The following is a 13,805-nucleotide window of genomic DNA, read 5'->3' on the forward strand; positions in this document are numbered from 1 at the left end:
CTTGCTGCTTCGTCGCCGTTGTGTGGAAAGCGCGGTTTGTAGTAGCAGTAGAAGTACCGAGTATCACCCCAGTAGCAACCCCAGTAGCAGACCACAAGTGGTCCGGGTGGCCCCAGGCCCTCGAAGCCTTGTGCGTGGCGTGGGCCGCGATGCCGTTTTCGGCGCGCGGCGTTCGCCGGCCAAGCACCTGCGCGACCATGATGTTAATCAACCTTCGTCCGGCAACGGACGACACTCCGAAAGGAAGCAAGGGACTATCATGCCCAAGATGAAGACCAAGAAAAGCGCGGCAAAGCGCTTTCAGGTTCGCGGCAGCGGATCGATCAAGCGGGGTCAGGCCTTCAAGCGCCACATCCTGACCAAGAAGACCACGAAGAACAAGCGCCAACTGCGCGGTTCGGCCGCGGTGCACGAGACGAATGTCGCCTCGGTCAAGGCCATGATGCCTTTCGCTTGATAGATTACGGAGATCCACTATGCCTCGCGTCAAACGCGGCGTTACCGCCCGCGCCCGTCACAAGAAAGTCCTGAATGCCGCCAAGGGTTATCGCGGCCGCCGCGGCAATGTATTCCGCATCGCCAAGCAGGCGGTCATGCGCGCCGGGCAATATGCCTATCGCGACCGCCGCAACAAGAAGCGTACCTTCCGCGCCCTGTGGATCACGCGTATCAATGCCGCGGTGCGTGAGCACGGCGTCACCTACAGCGTGTTCATCGCCGGCCTGAAGAAGGCGTCCATCGATCTGGACCGCAAGGTGCTGGCCGATCTGGCCGTGCGCGACAAGGCCGGCTTTGCCGCCATCGTCCAACAGGCCAAGGCTGCCCTGTCCGCCTGATCGTTGTTCGACGTACGCGCATTGCTGCAAACGGGGCTGTCATGGCCCTGTTTGCGTTTTTGACGGCTGCTTTCCGCGCCGCGTTTCCTAGGCTGATGCCATGACACTGTTGGTCGATGACCTGATCGCTCAGGCGAAAGAACGATTCGCCGCCGCGCCCGACGCCGCCGCGCTGGAAAACGCCAAAGCCCGCTTCCTTGGCAAGGAAGGCGCGCTGACCGTGCTGCTCAAGGGACTGGCGCAACTGGGGCCGGAAGAAAAGCGCGAAATGGGCGCGCGCGTGAATCGCGCCAAGCAGCAGATCGAAGAACTGCTGAACCTGCGCCGCGCCGAACTGGCGCAAGCCGAGCTGGACCAGCGCCTGGCGTCCGAAACCATCGACGTCACCCTGGATGGCCGTGGCCGCGGCGTGGGCGGCATCCATCCCGTGATCCGTACCTGGGAGCGTGTGGAAGCCATCTTCCGCTCCATCGGGTTCGATGTGGCCGACGGCCCCGAGATCGAAAACGACTGGACCAATTTCACCGCGCTCAACAACCCGGAAAACCATCCCGCGCGCTCCATGCAGGACACGTTCTACGTGGACATGAAAGACGCCCAGGGACTGCCGCTGTTGCTGCGCACGCATACCAGCCCGATGCAGGTTCGCTATGCGCGCATGAACAAGCCGCCCATCAAGGTGATCGCGCCGGGCCGGACCTACCGCGTCGACAGCGACGCCACGCATTCGCCCATGTTCCACCAGGTCGAGGGCCTGTGGATCGCCGAAGACGTGTCCTTCGCCGATCTCAAGGGCGTCTACACGGATTTCCTGCGCTGCTTCTTCGAAAGCGACGACCTGGTCGTGCGCTTCCGCCCGTCTTTCTTCCCGTTCACGGAACCGTCGGCGGAAATCGACATGATGTTTACCAGCGGCCCCAATCGCGGGCGCTGGCTGGAGATCTCGGGCGCCGGACAGGTACACCCGGTGGTCGTGCGCAACTTCGGACTGGATCCGGAACGCTACATCGGCTTCGCCTTCGGCTCCGGCCTGGAGCGCCTGACCATGCTGCGCTACGGCGTCAACGACCTGCGCCAGTTCTACGAAGGCGACCTGCGCTTCCTGCGCCAGTTCAACGAATAACCTACGGCTGATCATGCAATTTCCCGAATCCTGGCTGCGCGCGCTGGTCGATCCCGCCATCGATACCGAAGAACTGGCGCATCGCCTGACCATGGCGGGTCTGGAAGTCGAAGACCTGCAAACCGCCGCGCCGCCGTTCTCCGGCGTGGTCGTGGCGCACATCGTCGAAATCGCGCCGCATCCCAACGCGGACAAGCTGCGCGTATGCCAGGTGGACGACGGCTCGGGCCAGCCCCTGCAGATCGTGTGCGGCGCGCCCAATGCGGCGGCGGGGCTGAAAGTGCCGCTGGCCCGCGTCGGCGCCGAGCTGCCCGGTGAGATCAAGATCGGCAAGGCCAAGATGCGCGGCGTCGAGTCCGCCGGCATGCTGTGTTCGGCCCGCGAGCTGGGGCTGTCGCAGGATCACGCCGGCCTGCTGGAGCTGCCCGCGGACAGCGCGCCCGGCACTTCGCTGCGCGACCTGCTGGACCTGGACGACACCCTCTTCACGCTGAAGCTGACGCCCAACCGGGCGGACTGCCTGTCCATCCTGGGTGTGGGCCGCGAAGTCGCCGCGCTGACCGGCGCGCCCTTGAGTGTGCCCGCCGTCGAGCCGGTGCGCCCGGCTTTCGATGACGTGCTTTCCGTCGACATCCAGGCGCCCGACCTGTGCGGCCGCTTTGCCGGCCGCATCATCCGTGGCGTGAACGCCCGTGCCGCCACCCCGCAGTGGATGAAGACCCGCCTGGAGCGGGCGGGGCAGCGTTCGGTGTCGGCGCTGGTGGATATCTCCAACTACGTCATGCTCGAACTGGGCCGGCCGACCCACGTGTTCGACCTGGACAAGATTTCCGGCGGGCTGACCGTGCGCTGGGCCCGCGCCGGCGAGTCCCTGAAGCTGCTGAACGGCCAGGAGATCGCGCTGGACCAGGACGTCGGCGTGATCAGCGCGGGCGACACCGTGGAAAGCCTGGCGGGCATCATGGGCGGCGACGCCACCGCCGTGACGCTGGACACCCGCAACATCTACGTCGAGGCGGCCTTCTGGTGGCCCGAGGCCATCGCGGGCCGCGCGCGCCGCTACAAGTTCAGCTCCGAAGCCAGCCATCGCTTCGAGCGCGGCGTGGACTACGAGAACATTCCCGAGCATCTCGAGATCATCACGCGCCTGATCCTGGACATCTGCGGCGGCGAATGCGGTCCCATCCAGGACCAGACCGTCAACGTCCCGCGCCGGGAACCCGTCAGCATGCGCCTGTCGCGTTGCGACCGCGTGCTGGGCGTCAATATCCCCCGCGACGAGGTCGCGGGTATCTTCACGCGCCTGGGCCTGCGCCACCGCATCGAGGGCGACGTGGCGCTGGTCGAGCCGCCGTCCTACCGTTTCGATCTGGCCATCGAGGAAGACCTGATCGAAGAGATCGCGCGCATCCACGGTTTCGAAAGCATCCCCGACCAGCCGCCCATGGCGCTGGCCAAGATGCGCGTGCCGCCCGAGGCGCGGCGCAGTCCGCATGCCGTGCGCCGCCAGATGGCCGCGCTGGATTACCAGGAAGTGGTCAACTTCAGCTTCGTCGAGGCCGATTGGGAACGCGACTACGCGGGCAATGCCGATCCCATCAAGCTGCTGAACCCGATCGCCAGCCAGCTGGCCGTGATGCGTTCCAGCCTGCTGGGTGGACTGGTGGCCAACATCGTCCACAATGCGAACCGCAAGCAGTCCCGCGTGCGCGTCTTCGAGCTGGGCCGCGTGTTCTATCGCGATGCGTCGATCGCCGATGGCGAACTGGCCGTTGCGGGCGTGCGGCAGCCGCTGAAACTGGCGGGCGCGGCATGGGGCCCCAGCGTGGAAGAACAATGGGGCACGCCGACGCGACAGGTCGATTTCTATGACGTGAAGCGCGACGTGCAGGCGCTGTTCGGTGCGCGCGGCGCCGAGCTGCGCTTCCAGGCCGCCCCGCATCCGGCCCTGCATCCCGGCCGCGGCGCCCGCATTTCACTGGACGGCCAGCCCATAGGCTGGCTGGGCGAGCTGCACCCGCGCTGGGCGCAGAAGGCGGAACTGGCGCATGCGCCGGTGCTGTTCGAACTGGATGTGGAGGCGGTGCTGGACGGCCGGCTGCCGCAGGTGCGCGAGCTTTCCCGGCAGCCGGTGGTCGTGCGCGACCTGGCGCTCTGGGTGGATGCCGCGTTGCCCGCGCAAGCCATGCTCGACACCATCGCGCAGGCCGTCGCCCAGGACCCGAAACTGGCCATCGTGCAGGATGCCCGGCTCTTCGACGTCTGGCGGGAAAAGACGCAAGCTGATGATTCTGCTAAAGAAAAAAGCCTTGCTTTCCGCTTCTGGCTACAGGACACTGACGCAACGCTGGACGATGCGCGCGTGTCCGACTGCCTGGCGCGGCTAAGGGACAGGCTGATCGACGCGCACGGCGCGCGCCTGCGCGCCTGATGCGCGCCGGGATAAGAAAAGGGGATTACAAACCATGCTTTCCGAGCCACGCACATTGACCAAGGCCGAACTCGCGGAACTACTGTTCGAACGGGTGGGTTTGAACAAGCGCGAGGCCAAGGACATTGTCGACACCTTTTTCGAGGAGATCCGCGATGCCCTGGCCCGCGGAGACTCCGTCAAGCTGTCTGGGTTCGGCAATTTCCAGGTGCGCGACAAACCGCCGCGCCCGGGACGCAATCCCAAGACCGGCGAGACCATTCCCATCGCCGCCCGCCGCGTGGTGACTTTCCACGCGAGCCAGAAGTTGAAGAGCATCGTCGAAAACACCGCGACGCCCGAACCGTCGTCGGCCGACTGAGCGCGTCGGCACCTTGATGTGTCTCCGGCCGGAAGGGCCGTGCCGCTAACGTTCCTACCATGACTCGACCAGAACCTGCCGTTGTCTTGCCCCCGATCCCGGCCAAGCGTTACTTCACCATTGGTGAGGTCAGCGAGCTGTGCGGCGTCAAGCCGCACGTGCTGCGGTACTGGGAACAGGAATTCACCCAGCTCAAGCCCGTCAAGCGGCGTGGCAACCGGCGTTACTACCAGCATCACGAAGTGCTGCTGATTCGCCGCATCCGCTCGCTGCTGTATGAACAGGGCTTCACCATCAGCGGCGCGCGCAACCGCCTGGGCGATACCCGCGAGGCACCGCCGCGCGACCAGGACGCTGCCGTCCGCTTCACGGGCGCCGAGATGCAGGCCCTGCGCTCGGAATTGCGCGGCGTGTCGGCCGTGCTGGCCGAAGCCTTGAACAGTATCGGGCAGGGCGCTGCGGGCGGTGGAACGCAAGCCGATGTGGGCGCCGCCGCGCGCGGCGATGCCGGTCCCGCCACGCAGGGCGGGCCGGACCGCATTGAATCGGACAGCACGGGTCCTGTTTCCCCCGGCGGCACGGATTGAGTCGCACGGCGTCGCGACATCTGATATACTTTCGGTCTTTCGGGGCGTAGCGCAGCCTGGTAGCGCACTTGCATGGGGTGCAAGGGGTCGCGAGTTCGAATCCCGCCGTCCCGACCAGCAGTTCAAAGGGTGTTAGTGATGATCGTCACTAACACCCTTTTCATTTGTGCTGAGTTTTCATTTGTGCTGAGTTGGCTTGGGGCGGGTTTGCTTGGGTTCACTTGCCTGGGCCTATTTCGTTTGACCGTATGGTTCGGCCGTTATAGCGGCCACGCCGACCACGACTCCGGAAACACGGTCATGAAGATCACCCAAGGATGCATCAGCACGTTTAGCCAAACCATCCCGCATGAGCGCGGGGTCGCATATCGACTCTGGTCCATGGGTTGACCCAGGCAGGTCGATCCGGCTGCTCTTATCTTGCGTTCATCATGGGCCGGACAGAAGTCGTCGGTAATCACATTACAACTCGACTGCTTGATGTACGAGTACGTCGCGATTTCTTGGGGCGTGAAGTCGTACGCCTGGTCGGTCGCGGGACTGGCCGGTTTGCTGGCATTGCCGTTGGTCCTGGCGCCGGCTGGCTTGATTTCGTTGGTGCTGCCGTCCCATTGGTATGAGGCGGCATCGATAATCAGGTTCGACGCAATCCCGCCTTTGGCCAGCCACTCTTTCTGGACCTGAAAGGTGGCGTACAGCGTCCTGGCAGCGGTGACGACGGCGTCGTCGTAATTGCGGTAGCGCGGCGGCGTTTTGTAGATGCTCTCCAACGTAACGTTGGTGCTGTAGAACGAGTCGTCCGTATAGATCCGATATAACCAATACGTCGAGCCCTGGTTCGCGGACGAGAAAAAATTCAGGAAGCGCAGCGCCTGGTTCATGTCTTCCGTCGTGGCGACGAATGCGGAACTCCTGCTGCCTATCGCGGTGGTTTTTCCAGCGACGTGAGCCAGCACGTCATCGTTGTCGCCCCATGGCCGGAAGCCGTTGGCGAAGATCTCCGTCGGGGCCCGGGCATCCACCCGGTATACGATTTCAGGCGCCGCCGCGGCCGGGGTACCCAGGCCGTATGCAAGGAAAACCGACTGGACCGCCATCGCGATCCGGAGTGCAAGCGATCTCATCTTCCTTTCCTTATGACGCCGGACGATGCTGCATGGCTTGTACCGGCTGGCGCGCCGAGCCGCGGTCCCGAAGACCGCATCGCCCCGAGAGCCGATTATCGGTGCAGCGCGGGCCGCGTTCGCGGGCCCGCCCGGATCCGCACCGTAATCTTCCGTGACCGGGTCATACCGCGCCCCGGACAAGGACATGCACACTACTTGCTATGGGCGTGGCATGTTCGTCCCGGGGAGCATCCCATGCCCAAAAAGAAAGTCACCGTTACGGAATTGAGCAGCATCCTGCACGACGAGTTCACCATGGTCGCCGGTGGGAACGTGCCGGCGCCCCCGATCGAGCGGCGCGATGGATGCGATCCGAACTGGAGCGTGCCGGTGGCGAAGGACTCCGAATTCCGCGCGGCCGTCGAGCGGGTGATGGCCGAGTACGACCTGGCGTGATGCCGGGAGGGCAGTTCAAGCGCGTACGTGCGGCACGGCAGGTCGCGGCACGGCAGGTCGCGGCACGGCAGGTCAGTGGCGCACCGCCGCCGTCGCACCGGGCCGCGAGCGCGCGGCGTGGTCCCAGCTTACCGCCACGAGAAATCCCAGGATCGCGAATTCCAGGGAGAACTGCCCCATGCTGGCCAGGGCCGTCAGGGCCGGCATCGAGGAATAGACCGCATAGAACACCGCCATCAACAGTTGCTTCTTCAGCGCCAGGATCATGAGCATGAAGGCCATCGGACGCGCAAGGCCTTTTGCCGGCAGGGCAGGCGCCGCACAGGCCATGCAGAAAAGACAGGCCAGCGCCGGTTCGGCGATGAAGGTCAGATACGCCGGCAGCACTACCTTCCATCCGTAGGGCAGTTGGCACCATCCCTCGGTCGGGGCCCAGTCCTGGAAGCGGACCACCACGGCGCTGTCCAGCCAAGCCGACAAGGACGGCATGGCCAGCGCAAGCGCCAGGCCGAGCACGGCGGCGCCCACGCCGCGCTGCCACCCATGCGCGAGCCGTGGGCCGGCGCCCGATGCCACCAGCGCGACCACGGCATACGGCGCCAGGCGAGGCAGCGCCGAGATCGCGAAGTATGCCCACGCGTGCGGCGCGGAGGCGCAATAGCCGTTCATGAACCAGCCGCGCAGTGTCTCGTTGAGCGTGGAGACCAACAGAAGCAGGATGCCGGCGCGGAACATGAGGGAGCGCTGGGGAAACCGCTTGTGCAGGCATCGCGCCAGCCACAGCGCGCCCCACATCATCAGCATGGTGTTGATCGCTTCCGGCAGGAAAGCGGTAAGACGTTCCGACGGATAGGGTACGTGCAGCAACTGCAGCATCGCCGCATGGACGCTCAGGGCCAGGACGGCGGCCAGGCAGAAGCCCAGGGCCAGGGGGCCGGTCCGCACGCCAGTGAATAGGCCTTGGGCGTCCGGCCCGGTGTCGATCGATGGGTTCATGTTGTCGCGCTCCGCGTCCGGCCGTGCGGACATCCGCGAAGTGTGCCTTCGTGGGCGCTGAAGCACCGTTGAATGCCAACCGGCGGTGCGGCCGGACGGCGCGCGTATGGCCCGGCGGCTTCCATCCACGCGAGCGGGCGCATGGATGGAGCCGCGGACTTCCGGATCGAAACGCTGGCCTAGAAAATATGCCGTATGCCAGTGGCCACGCCCAATTGCGTGGAGCCGCTGGCGATCTCCGCCGTGGACGCATCGTAGACGCGGTTGAAGTCCACCGTCCCGTAAAGCTGGGTGCGCTTGGACAAGGCGTATTCCGCGACGGCGACCAGGGCGTAGCGCTTGCCTTTGTCACCGTCCTGGATCACGTTCTTGCTGGTGTCGAAATACGCCGCGCCGGTGAAGGTCCAGGACGTGGCCATGGGCTGCCATGTGACGCCGGCGTAGTAGCCGTTGTCCTTGCGTTCCAGCCCATTGTCCGGAACATCCGCGATACCCATGACGGTATTGACGAATCCGGTTTCGTCGCGGCCGTTGAAGTAGCCGGCGAACAGCCGCGTATTGTCGAACAGGTGGTAGGCCACGTTCAGGTTCCACACGCGCTGGGTGTAGTCCGAGTTCGTGTCGGCGCGTGTGAGCTGATAGCCGCCGCCCAGGGTCAGCGGCCCGGTGGTGTAGGTTAGCGTGCCGCCGTATTGCTGGCCCAGCTTGTGGTCGTCGAAGGAGTCGCCGAAGGCGTACGACAGGATCAGGTCGAAGCCGCCCAGCTTGTTGTTGCGATAGCGCACCGAATCGGACGTCCGGCCGCGCGACATGGCCACCGGCAGCCAGGAGTTCTGTTCGTAGTTGCCGACCGTCAGCGGGTCGAAGGTGTCGCCCAGGATGGTGAACAGCGGCGTGTCCTGGCGTCCCAGCGAGATCGCGCCGGCCTCGCCGCCGTCCAGGCCGACATAGGACTGGCGGTTGAACATGCGGCTGGGGTCGCTCTGGCTGCCGTTCTGCAGATTGATGCCGCTTTCCAGGCGGAAGAAGGCGGTGTTGCCGTTGCCCAGGTCTTCGGTGCCTTTCAGGCCCCAGCGGCTGTTGGTGATGGCGCCGTTTTCCATCGAGATCCGGCTATTGTCGGGTTGATAGCCGGGGCCGGTGCTCAGGTAGCGGACGCTGGCGTCCGCGATGCCATACAGTTGGATATTGGTTTCGGCGGCTTGCGCGGCGGCGCTTGCCGTGGCCGCGATGGCCAGTGCTATCGCGGTTTGCTTCGACGGGTGTCTACGCATCGATGGTGTTCTCCTCTCCCAGTCTGCGGCACACATGGGTGCCGGGCTCCAGAACCGTGGCGTCGTGCGGCGGATGACCGCGACGCCAGCATTTTTCGTCGCCTACGGACCGGTGGACCTGGGTAGGCGCCGGCCGCGTAGGGGACGCTGCGGGGATAGCGTGCCCATTGCATGAAAACTGGGACGAAATCCAAGCAGCCGGCGCAGTATAGGTGAAACGATGTAGTTCACCCTTTAGGGATAGTCCTATTTTGTGCCCTGTGCGATGCAAAGGCCTCGAGGCTTTGCGGACGCAATTCAACGCACTGCCGGCCGCGGCGTCGGCCGCCCCGCCGGCATCACTTGTCCGTGAGCAGGCCGTCCACCTGCGCCAGCAGCGCGCGAGGGTCGTAGGGTTTGTCCACCACCAGGTCGAACAGATTGGGACTTTGCCGCGCCAGCAGGCCTTGCGCGCCGGTCACCAGGATGATGGGCAGCGCGCGCATGCTTTCGTCGGCGCGTACCGCCTCGGCCAGTTCGAGCCCGGTCATGAGCGGCATCATGAAGTCGGTGATGAGCAGGTCCGGGCGGCGGCTGCGCATGAGCGCCAGCGCGGCGCCGCCATGGGGTGCCGTCAGGACTTCGTGTCCGGCGTCCTCCAGGAGATCGGCCAGCATTTCGGCGAGCAGGATCTCGTCGTCGGCGACGAGGATCAACGCCATGGCGAGTGGCCTCGTGACGCGTTGCAAGTCATCGTCAGGATCCGCCGATAGAGTCCACCACGGTGCTCGTCCGGGTGGACGTGCCCAACTTGGCGCCGATACGCAAGCCTTTGCTTGTGATATCCAGGATGCGGGTATTGGGAACGAAGTTGCTGTCGCGCATCTTCTGGACGGCGATCGTGCGCTTCAGGTCATGGTCCTGCAGCACCTGGCGCAGCAGGATGACGTTATCGAACATGGCCGACAACTGATCGGCGGGCGCGGTGACATCCCGGTCGACGATCTCGCGCATTTCCCAGGTGAAAATGGTGGTCACGCCGATGGCGCGCAGGCGGTTCGTGATGGTCGTGAAAAATTCGATGAGCCTGGCGCGGTGCGTGGCCGCGCGTTCGAATCCGCCGATGCCGTCGACGAACAGCCGAGTCACCCGGCGGCGCTCGACGTGTTCCATCAGTTCATGGCCGAGCTTGTCCAGCAGGTTCTCCGCCATGGGCGTCCACACCAGTTCCAGGTGCGCGGACGGCTTCAGGGCGATGCCCAGCGTTTCGGCCTTGCGCTGTAGCAAGGTGGACGTCTCGAAGAAACCGAAGTGCAGGGCCGGCTCGTCCGCGGACGCGGCGCTCAGGAAATGCAGGCCCAGCGTGGTCTTGCCGGATCCGGTGGGACCGGTCAGCAGCGTCACGGAGCCGCGCGGCAAACCGCCGCCGACCAGGTGGTCCACGCCGTCGTTGCCGCTGGTGACGCGTTGCGCCAGGATTTCGGGCGAGGGCGGTATCAAGGGCCACGAGACGGCCTCGACGCGCGGATAAATCGTGATGCCGGCCTGCGTGATCTCATACTGGTGCAGGCCGCCGACCGCCGCGCTGCCGCGCGATTTGCGCACCTGCAGCTGCCGGACGGTCCGCACGCCGAAGATTTCGTCGCTCAGGTCGATCACGCCGTCGACCATGGTGTGTTCGGGGCTGCTGTCGTCCAGGCGGGTACTGGTCAGGAACAGTACCGTGCAGCCCATGAAGCCGGCCTGGCCCTGGACTTCCGCCACGAAGGTTTTGACGTCCAGGTCCGTTTCCGCGCGTTCGCGGGCGTTGAGCAGGCCATCGAAAACCAGCAGGGTCGCGTTGTGCCGCTTGGTTTCATGGCGCAGCAGTTTTACTACCGCGCCCAGGCCTTCTTCGCGGAGCGCGTGGAAAACGCTGACGTAGACGATTTCCCGCCCCAGTTTTTCTTTCTGGAAGAAGTCCAGCGTGGACATTGCGTGGAAAAGCCTTTCGTGGCTTTCCGCGAGCAGGGTGACATAAAGCACCTTGCCGGCATTCGCAACGTGCGAAAACGCGATCTGGTTGGAAAGAATGGTTTTCCCGGCCCCTGGGCGGCCCTGGATGATATAGGAAGCGCCTTCGATAAAACCGCCGTGCAATATACGGTCCAGTCCTTCGATTCCACTCGCCATGCGTGCGAGATGCTGCACCGCCAATTCCTCCGTAATTCCGTCGCGCCCATGAACGGTTCGCGCGAAAGTGTCCCGCATGTCCGATTTGGGCGTCAAGCAAAAACAGTAATTCCGCATTGTGTCGTCGCGGCCCCGCGGTCGGGCCCCGAAGGAGGCGGGCTGGGGTTTTAAGCGCCTTGCGGGCGGGCCGATGGAAAGAACAGCGGTTGAAGGAAGATCCCGGAGCGCAAGAATCGTGCCCGAGTATGGCTGTCCCCGGTCGGTTGTGCTGTGCCGGACAGGTATGCGGCTTGCATGAGCAGGGTTCCCATTACAGCGAAGGAGCTTGTTATGAACCGACTACGTAGGATCGCGGCGCTGGTGGTGATCGCGTGCATGCCAGCGTTAGGCGGGTGCACGCTGGGCGGCGCGGCAGCCGGCGGCATAATCGGCCATGAAACCACGCACAGCACCGCCGGCACCGTCGGAGGCGCCGTGGTGGGCGGTGTGATCGGCCACGAAATCGGCAAGGATTAGGGCCGATCGGCTCCCCATGTAGCGGTACATACGGTGTAAGCGCCGTGCTCGCGCCCCGGCCGGTTGGCGGAGGCGCCGCGCCCGCGGACTTTGTTGCCCCATACTTGGGGCGGAGCCGGCACCATCCGGGCCAGCCCTTGGATGTGGCGGATCGATCGGCTCCGCGCGGCTGAAGCGGCTTGCGGCGCGGCGCCTCATTGCACCGGAACGGCCCCCCGGATTAGCACTTTCCTCTTGCGCACCTTCTGGCCGCCGCGGCTGGCCGGGGGTTTCGCTCATGCTTAAGTGCTCATCCGACGGTGGGCTGGGGCGCGCGGGGCCGCGCCGCACGCCGTTCAGTTTGCCGTCAAGCATGCTTGCATTTGCAAGGGTTGGCGGTCTTGGCGGCCGTCGCCCCGCGGTGCAATATTATCGGCGCGCATCGCGCGTATTCAGATGGGGCGGCGTAATACGAGGGGTAAGCGCCGGCCTTTCTGGCATGGGCAACCGGAAACGGCGCCATGCCGCTTGCCCCCTGGGATGTCCGGAGCGAGCCCATGATCCAATACAAGAACTTCATCATCGAATGCGGCGTGGAAACGCTGAAAGACGGACTGTTCCAGGCACGCATTTTCATTTCGATGCTGGAAAGCGGGAATCCGGTAAATGGCTTCGCCTTTCCACCGTATCCGGGATCGTCCATACAGACGGAAAACCTGGCCCGCAAAGGCGCGGAGCAATGGGCCAGGCAATGGATAGACGAGAATTTCTAGCGCCTGCCGCTGTCGTTATTGTTGATTCTGGCCCTGGTCCTTGCTGGGCTGCGGGATGGTGTCGCAGTTGAAGGTAACGTAGGTGACGGCGCGCGTGAACCCCGTCGCATGATTGGACGAGACATCGGGGTTGGTCAATTTCAAGCCTTGCGACGCGCAGAAGTCCTTGGCGCGATCGATCGCCTGGCGCTTCAGTTCCACCCAGGATGTGGAGAAACCGCCGGACCGGCTCGTCAGGGTGTATTGGCCGGGCTGCCCCGTCGGGATGATGGGCCCGTTGGCGGTGGCGCATCCTGCCAGCGTGGCAAGGGATGCCAGCAGAAGCAGGGTCCGCCCAGGGGCGATAAGAAAACGCATGTGTCCTCCGGTGGGGCGTGTGGGCGCTATTTTATGCATTCAGTACGGACCCTGCTGTGCGGCGCCGGCGGACGGTGCGCGCCGGTCGAACTGCGCCGCCAGGGATTCGGCGGCGCGCGCCAGCAGGGTGGCGTCGATGCCCACCGCCACGAAGGTGGCGCCCAGCGACAGATAATGCCTGGCACGCTCCGGGTTGGTATGCAGAATGCCCGCCGCTTTGCCGGAAGCCACGATACGGCGGATCGCGCCGTCGATGGCGGCGGTGACCTCGGGATGACCGGGGTTGTCCAGGTGGCCCATATTCGCGGAAAGGTCGGCGGGTCCGATGAAGACGCCATCCACGCCGTCGATGGCCAGGATGTCGTCCAGGGCCGCCAGGCCGGCCGGGGTCTCTATCTGCAGCAGCACGCACATTTCGTCGTTGGCGCGGCGCAGGTAATCGGGGATGCGGTTCCAGCGCGAGGAGCGGGCCAGCGCGGCGCCCACGCCGCGGATACCCGCCGGCGGATAGCGGACGGCGGCGACGGCCGCGGCGGCTTCCTCCGCCGACTGGATCATCGGAATGAGCAGGTTCTGCGCGCCGATATCCAGGATCTGCTTGATCCGCACGAAGTCGTTCCACGGGGGCCGCACGACCGGGGCCACGGGGTAGGCCGCCACGGACTGCAATTGGGCCAGCATGCTCTGGAGCTCGTTGGGCGCGTGTTCGCCATCGATGACCAGGCAATCGAAGCCCGCGCCGGCGCAGATTTCCGCCGCGTAGGGATGGGTCAGCGCGGTCCACAAGGCAATCTGGGGTTTGCCTTCGCGCAGCGCGCGCTTGAAGGAATTGCTCAGGATATCCATGCGTCGTCTTCGG

Annotated in this window: 15 protein-coding genes, 1 tRNA gene and 1 pseudogene; 10 read left to right on the top strand and 7 right to left on the bottom strand. The window is 64.9% G+C overall.

The window, feature by feature from the left end:
- Positions 1 to 259 precede the first annotated feature (259 nt).
- From rpmI to BAU06_RS09860, 7 genes and pseudogenes are all read left to right on the top strand, one after another.
- Complete coding sequence (gene rpmI, locus BAU06_RS09830) at positions 260 to 457, top strand: 50S ribosomal protein L35 (RefSeq protein ID WP_006387997.1); 198 nt, start codon at positions 260 to 262, stop codon at positions 455 to 457.
- A gap of 19 nt (positions 458 to 476) precedes the next feature.
- The gene (gene rplT, locus BAU06_RS09835) at positions 477 to 836 is read left to right on the top strand and encodes a 50S ribosomal protein L20 (RefSeq protein ID WP_066347909.1); all 360 of its coding nucleotides are present in this window, start codon (positions 477 to 479) and stop codon (positions 834 to 836) included.
- Between the two features lie 100 nt (positions 837 to 936).
- On the top strand, positions 937 to 1,959 hold the full coding sequence (gene pheS / locus BAU06_RS09840; protein WP_066347914.1) for a phenylalanine--tRNA ligase subunit alpha: 1,023 nt from the start codon (positions 937 to 939) through the stop codon (positions 1,957 to 1,959).
- Between the two features lie 13 nt (positions 1,960 to 1,972).
- On the top strand, positions 1,973 to 4,390 hold the full coding sequence (pheT, locus tag BAU06_RS09845; protein WP_066347917.1) for a phenylalanine--tRNA ligase subunit beta: 2,418 nt from the start codon (positions 1,973 to 1,975) through the stop codon (positions 4,388 to 4,390).
- A gap of 34 nt (positions 4,391 to 4,424) precedes the next feature.
- Positions 4,425 to 4,751, top strand: coding sequence for an integration host factor subunit alpha (locus BAU06_RS09850; protein WP_066347926.1), 327 nt, complete (start codon positions 4,425 to 4,427; stop codon positions 4,749 to 4,751).
- A gap of 59 nt (positions 4,752 to 4,810) precedes the next feature.
- A pseudogene (locus BAU06_RS09855) lies at positions 4,811 to 5,212 on the top strand (MerR family transcriptional regulator); the annotation flags it as partial.
- 166 nt (positions 5,213 to 5,378) lie between these two features.
- Positions 5,379 to 5,455: transfer RNA gene (locus BAU06_RS09860), tRNA-Pro, on the top strand.
- Between the two features lie 143 nt (positions 5,456 to 5,598).
- Here the strand turns inward: BAU06_RS09860 and BAU06_RS09865 are convergent.
- Positions 5,599 to 6,462 (bottom strand): scabin-related ADP-ribosyltransferase, encoded by an 864-nt coding sequence (locus tag BAU06_RS09865; RefSeq protein WP_066347927.1) that lies wholly within the window; start codon positions 6,460 to 6,462, stop codon positions 5,599 to 5,601.
- A 237-nt stretch (positions 6,463 to 6,699) separates the two neighbouring features.
- On the opposite strand from BAU06_RS09865, the gene BAU06_RS09870 reads away from it, so the two are divergent.
- Complete coding sequence (locus BAU06_RS09870; protein WP_066347932.1) at positions 6,700 to 6,900, top strand: hypothetical protein; 201 nt, start codon at positions 6,700 to 6,702, stop codon at positions 6,898 to 6,900.
- Between the two features lie 72 nt (positions 6,901 to 6,972).
- Here the strand turns inward: BAU06_RS09870 and BAU06_RS09875 are convergent, their stop codons facing one another.
- The 4 genes from BAU06_RS09875 to BAU06_RS09890 form a co-directional block, all read right to left on the bottom strand.
- Positions 6,973 to 7,896 carry a hypothetical protein gene (locus BAU06_RS09875; protein ID WP_156770202.1) on the bottom strand — a complete coding sequence of 308 codons (924 nt, stop codon included), beginning with the start codon at positions 7,894 to 7,896 and terminating at the stop codon, positions 6,973 to 6,975.
- A gap of 179 nt (positions 7,897 to 8,075) precedes the next feature.
- Positions 8,076 to 9,170 carry a porin gene (locus tag BAU06_RS09880; protein WP_066347942.1) on the bottom strand — a complete coding sequence of 365 codons (1,095 nt, stop codon included), beginning with the start codon at positions 9,168 to 9,170 and terminating at the stop codon, positions 8,076 to 8,078.
- 338 nt (positions 9,171 to 9,508) lie between these two features.
- On the bottom strand, positions 9,509 to 9,871 hold the full coding sequence (locus tag BAU06_RS09885) for a response regulator (protein ID WP_066347948.1): 363 nt from the start codon (positions 9,869 to 9,871) through the stop codon (positions 9,509 to 9,511).
- Positions 9,872 to 9,905: 34 nt separating this feature from the next.
- Positions 9,906 to 11,339, bottom strand: a complete 1,434-nt coding sequence (locus BAU06_RS09890) for a DUF7125 family protein (protein WP_066347950.1) — start codon at positions 11,337 to 11,339, stop codon at positions 9,906 to 9,908.
- Positions 11,340 to 11,696: 357 nt separating this feature from the next.
- Here BAU06_RS09890 and BAU06_RS09895 point away from each other — a divergent pair, with 357 nt between their 5' ends.
- Both BAU06_RS09895 and BAU06_RS09900 read left to right on the top strand, forming a co-directional pair.
- The gene (locus tag BAU06_RS09895; RefSeq protein WP_231934074.1) at positions 11,697 to 11,837 is read left to right on the top strand and encodes a glycine zipper 2TM domain-containing protein; all 141 of its coding nucleotides are present in this window, start codon (positions 11,697 to 11,699) and stop codon (positions 11,835 to 11,837) included.
- Positions 11,838 to 12,373: 536 nt separating this feature from the next.
- Positions 12,374 to 12,589 carry a hypothetical protein gene (locus tag BAU06_RS09900; protein ID WP_066347958.1) on the top strand — a complete coding sequence of 72 codons (216 nt, stop codon included), beginning with the start codon at positions 12,374 to 12,376 and terminating at the stop codon, positions 12,587 to 12,589.
- 15 nt (positions 12,590 to 12,604) lie between these two features.
- On the opposite strand, the gene BAU06_RS09905 is transcribed toward BAU06_RS09900, so the two are convergent.
- Both BAU06_RS09905 and hpaI read right to left on the bottom strand, forming a co-directional pair.
- Positions 12,605 to 12,946, bottom strand: coding sequence for a hypothetical protein (locus tag BAU06_RS09905; protein WP_066347966.1), 342 nt, complete (start codon positions 12,944 to 12,946; stop codon positions 12,605 to 12,607).
- A 39-nt stretch (positions 12,947 to 12,985) separates the two neighbouring features.
- Positions 12,986 to 13,792, bottom strand: coding sequence for a 4-hydroxy-2-oxoheptanedioate aldolase (gene hpaI, locus BAU06_RS09910; protein ID WP_066347972.1), 807 nt, complete (start codon positions 13,790 to 13,792; stop codon positions 12,986 to 12,988).
- Between the last annotated feature and the right edge of the window lie 13 nt (positions 13,793 to 13,805).

Origin of the sequence: Bordetella bronchialis (genome assembly GCF_001676705.1) — a bacterium.
In the GTDB taxonomy this organism is placed as follows: Bacteria; Pseudomonadota; Gammaproteobacteria; order Burkholderiales; family Burkholderiaceae_B; genus Bordetella_C; species Bordetella_C bronchialis.

Excerpts from the sequence above, each read along its gene's own strand:
- rpmI (WP_006387997.1), top strand. The coding sequence starts at position 260 with ATGCCCAAGATGAAGACCAAGAAAAGCGCGGCAAAGCGCTTTCAGGTT.
- rplT (WP_066347909.1), top strand. The coding sequence starts at position 477 with ATGCCTCGCGTCAAACGCGGCGTTACCGCCCGCGCCCGTCACAAGAAA.
- pheS (WP_066347914.1), top strand. The coding sequence starts at position 937 with ATGACACTGTTGGTCGATGACCTGATCGCTCAGGCGAAAGAACGATTC.
- pheT (WP_066347917.1), top strand. The coding sequence starts at position 1,973 with ATGCAATTTCCCGAATCCTGGCTGCGCGCGCTGGTCGATCCCGCCATC.
- BAU06_RS09850 (WP_066347926.1), top strand. The coding sequence starts at position 4,425 with ATGCTTTCCGAGCCACGCACATTGACCAAGGCCGAACTCGCGGAACTA.
- BAU06_RS09865 (WP_066347927.1), bottom strand. The coding sequence starts at position 6,462 with ATGAGATCGCTTGCACTCCGGATCGCGATGGCGGTCCAGTCGGTTTTC.
- BAU06_RS09870 (WP_066347932.1), top strand. The coding sequence starts at position 6,700 with ATGCCCAAAAAGAAAGTCACCGTTACGGAATTGAGCAGCATCCTGCAC.
- BAU06_RS09875 (WP_156770202.1), bottom strand. The coding sequence starts at position 7,896 with ATGAACCCATCGATCGACACCGGGCCGGACGCCCAAGGCCTATTCACT.
- BAU06_RS09880 (WP_066347942.1), bottom strand. The coding sequence starts at position 9,170 with ATGCGTAGACACCCGTCGAAGCAAACCGCGATAGCACTGGCCATCGCG.
- BAU06_RS09885 (WP_066347948.1), bottom strand. The coding sequence starts at position 9,871 with ATGGCGTTGATCCTCGTCGCCGACGACGAGATCCTGCTCGCCGAAATG.
- BAU06_RS09895 (WP_231934074.1), top strand. The coding sequence starts at position 11,697 with ATGCCAGCGTTAGGCGGGTGCACGCTGGGCGGCGCGGCAGCCGGCGGC.
- BAU06_RS09900 (WP_066347958.1), top strand. The coding sequence starts at position 12,374 with ATGATCCAATACAAGAACTTCATCATCGAATGCGGCGTGGAAACGCTG.
- BAU06_RS09905 (WP_066347966.1), bottom strand. The coding sequence starts at position 12,946 with ATGCGTTTTCTTATCGCCCCTGGGCGGACCCTGCTTCTGCTGGCATCC.
- hpaI (WP_066347972.1), bottom strand. The coding sequence starts at position 13,792 with ATGGATATCCTGAGCAATTCCTTCAAGCGCGCGCTGCGCGAAGGCAAA.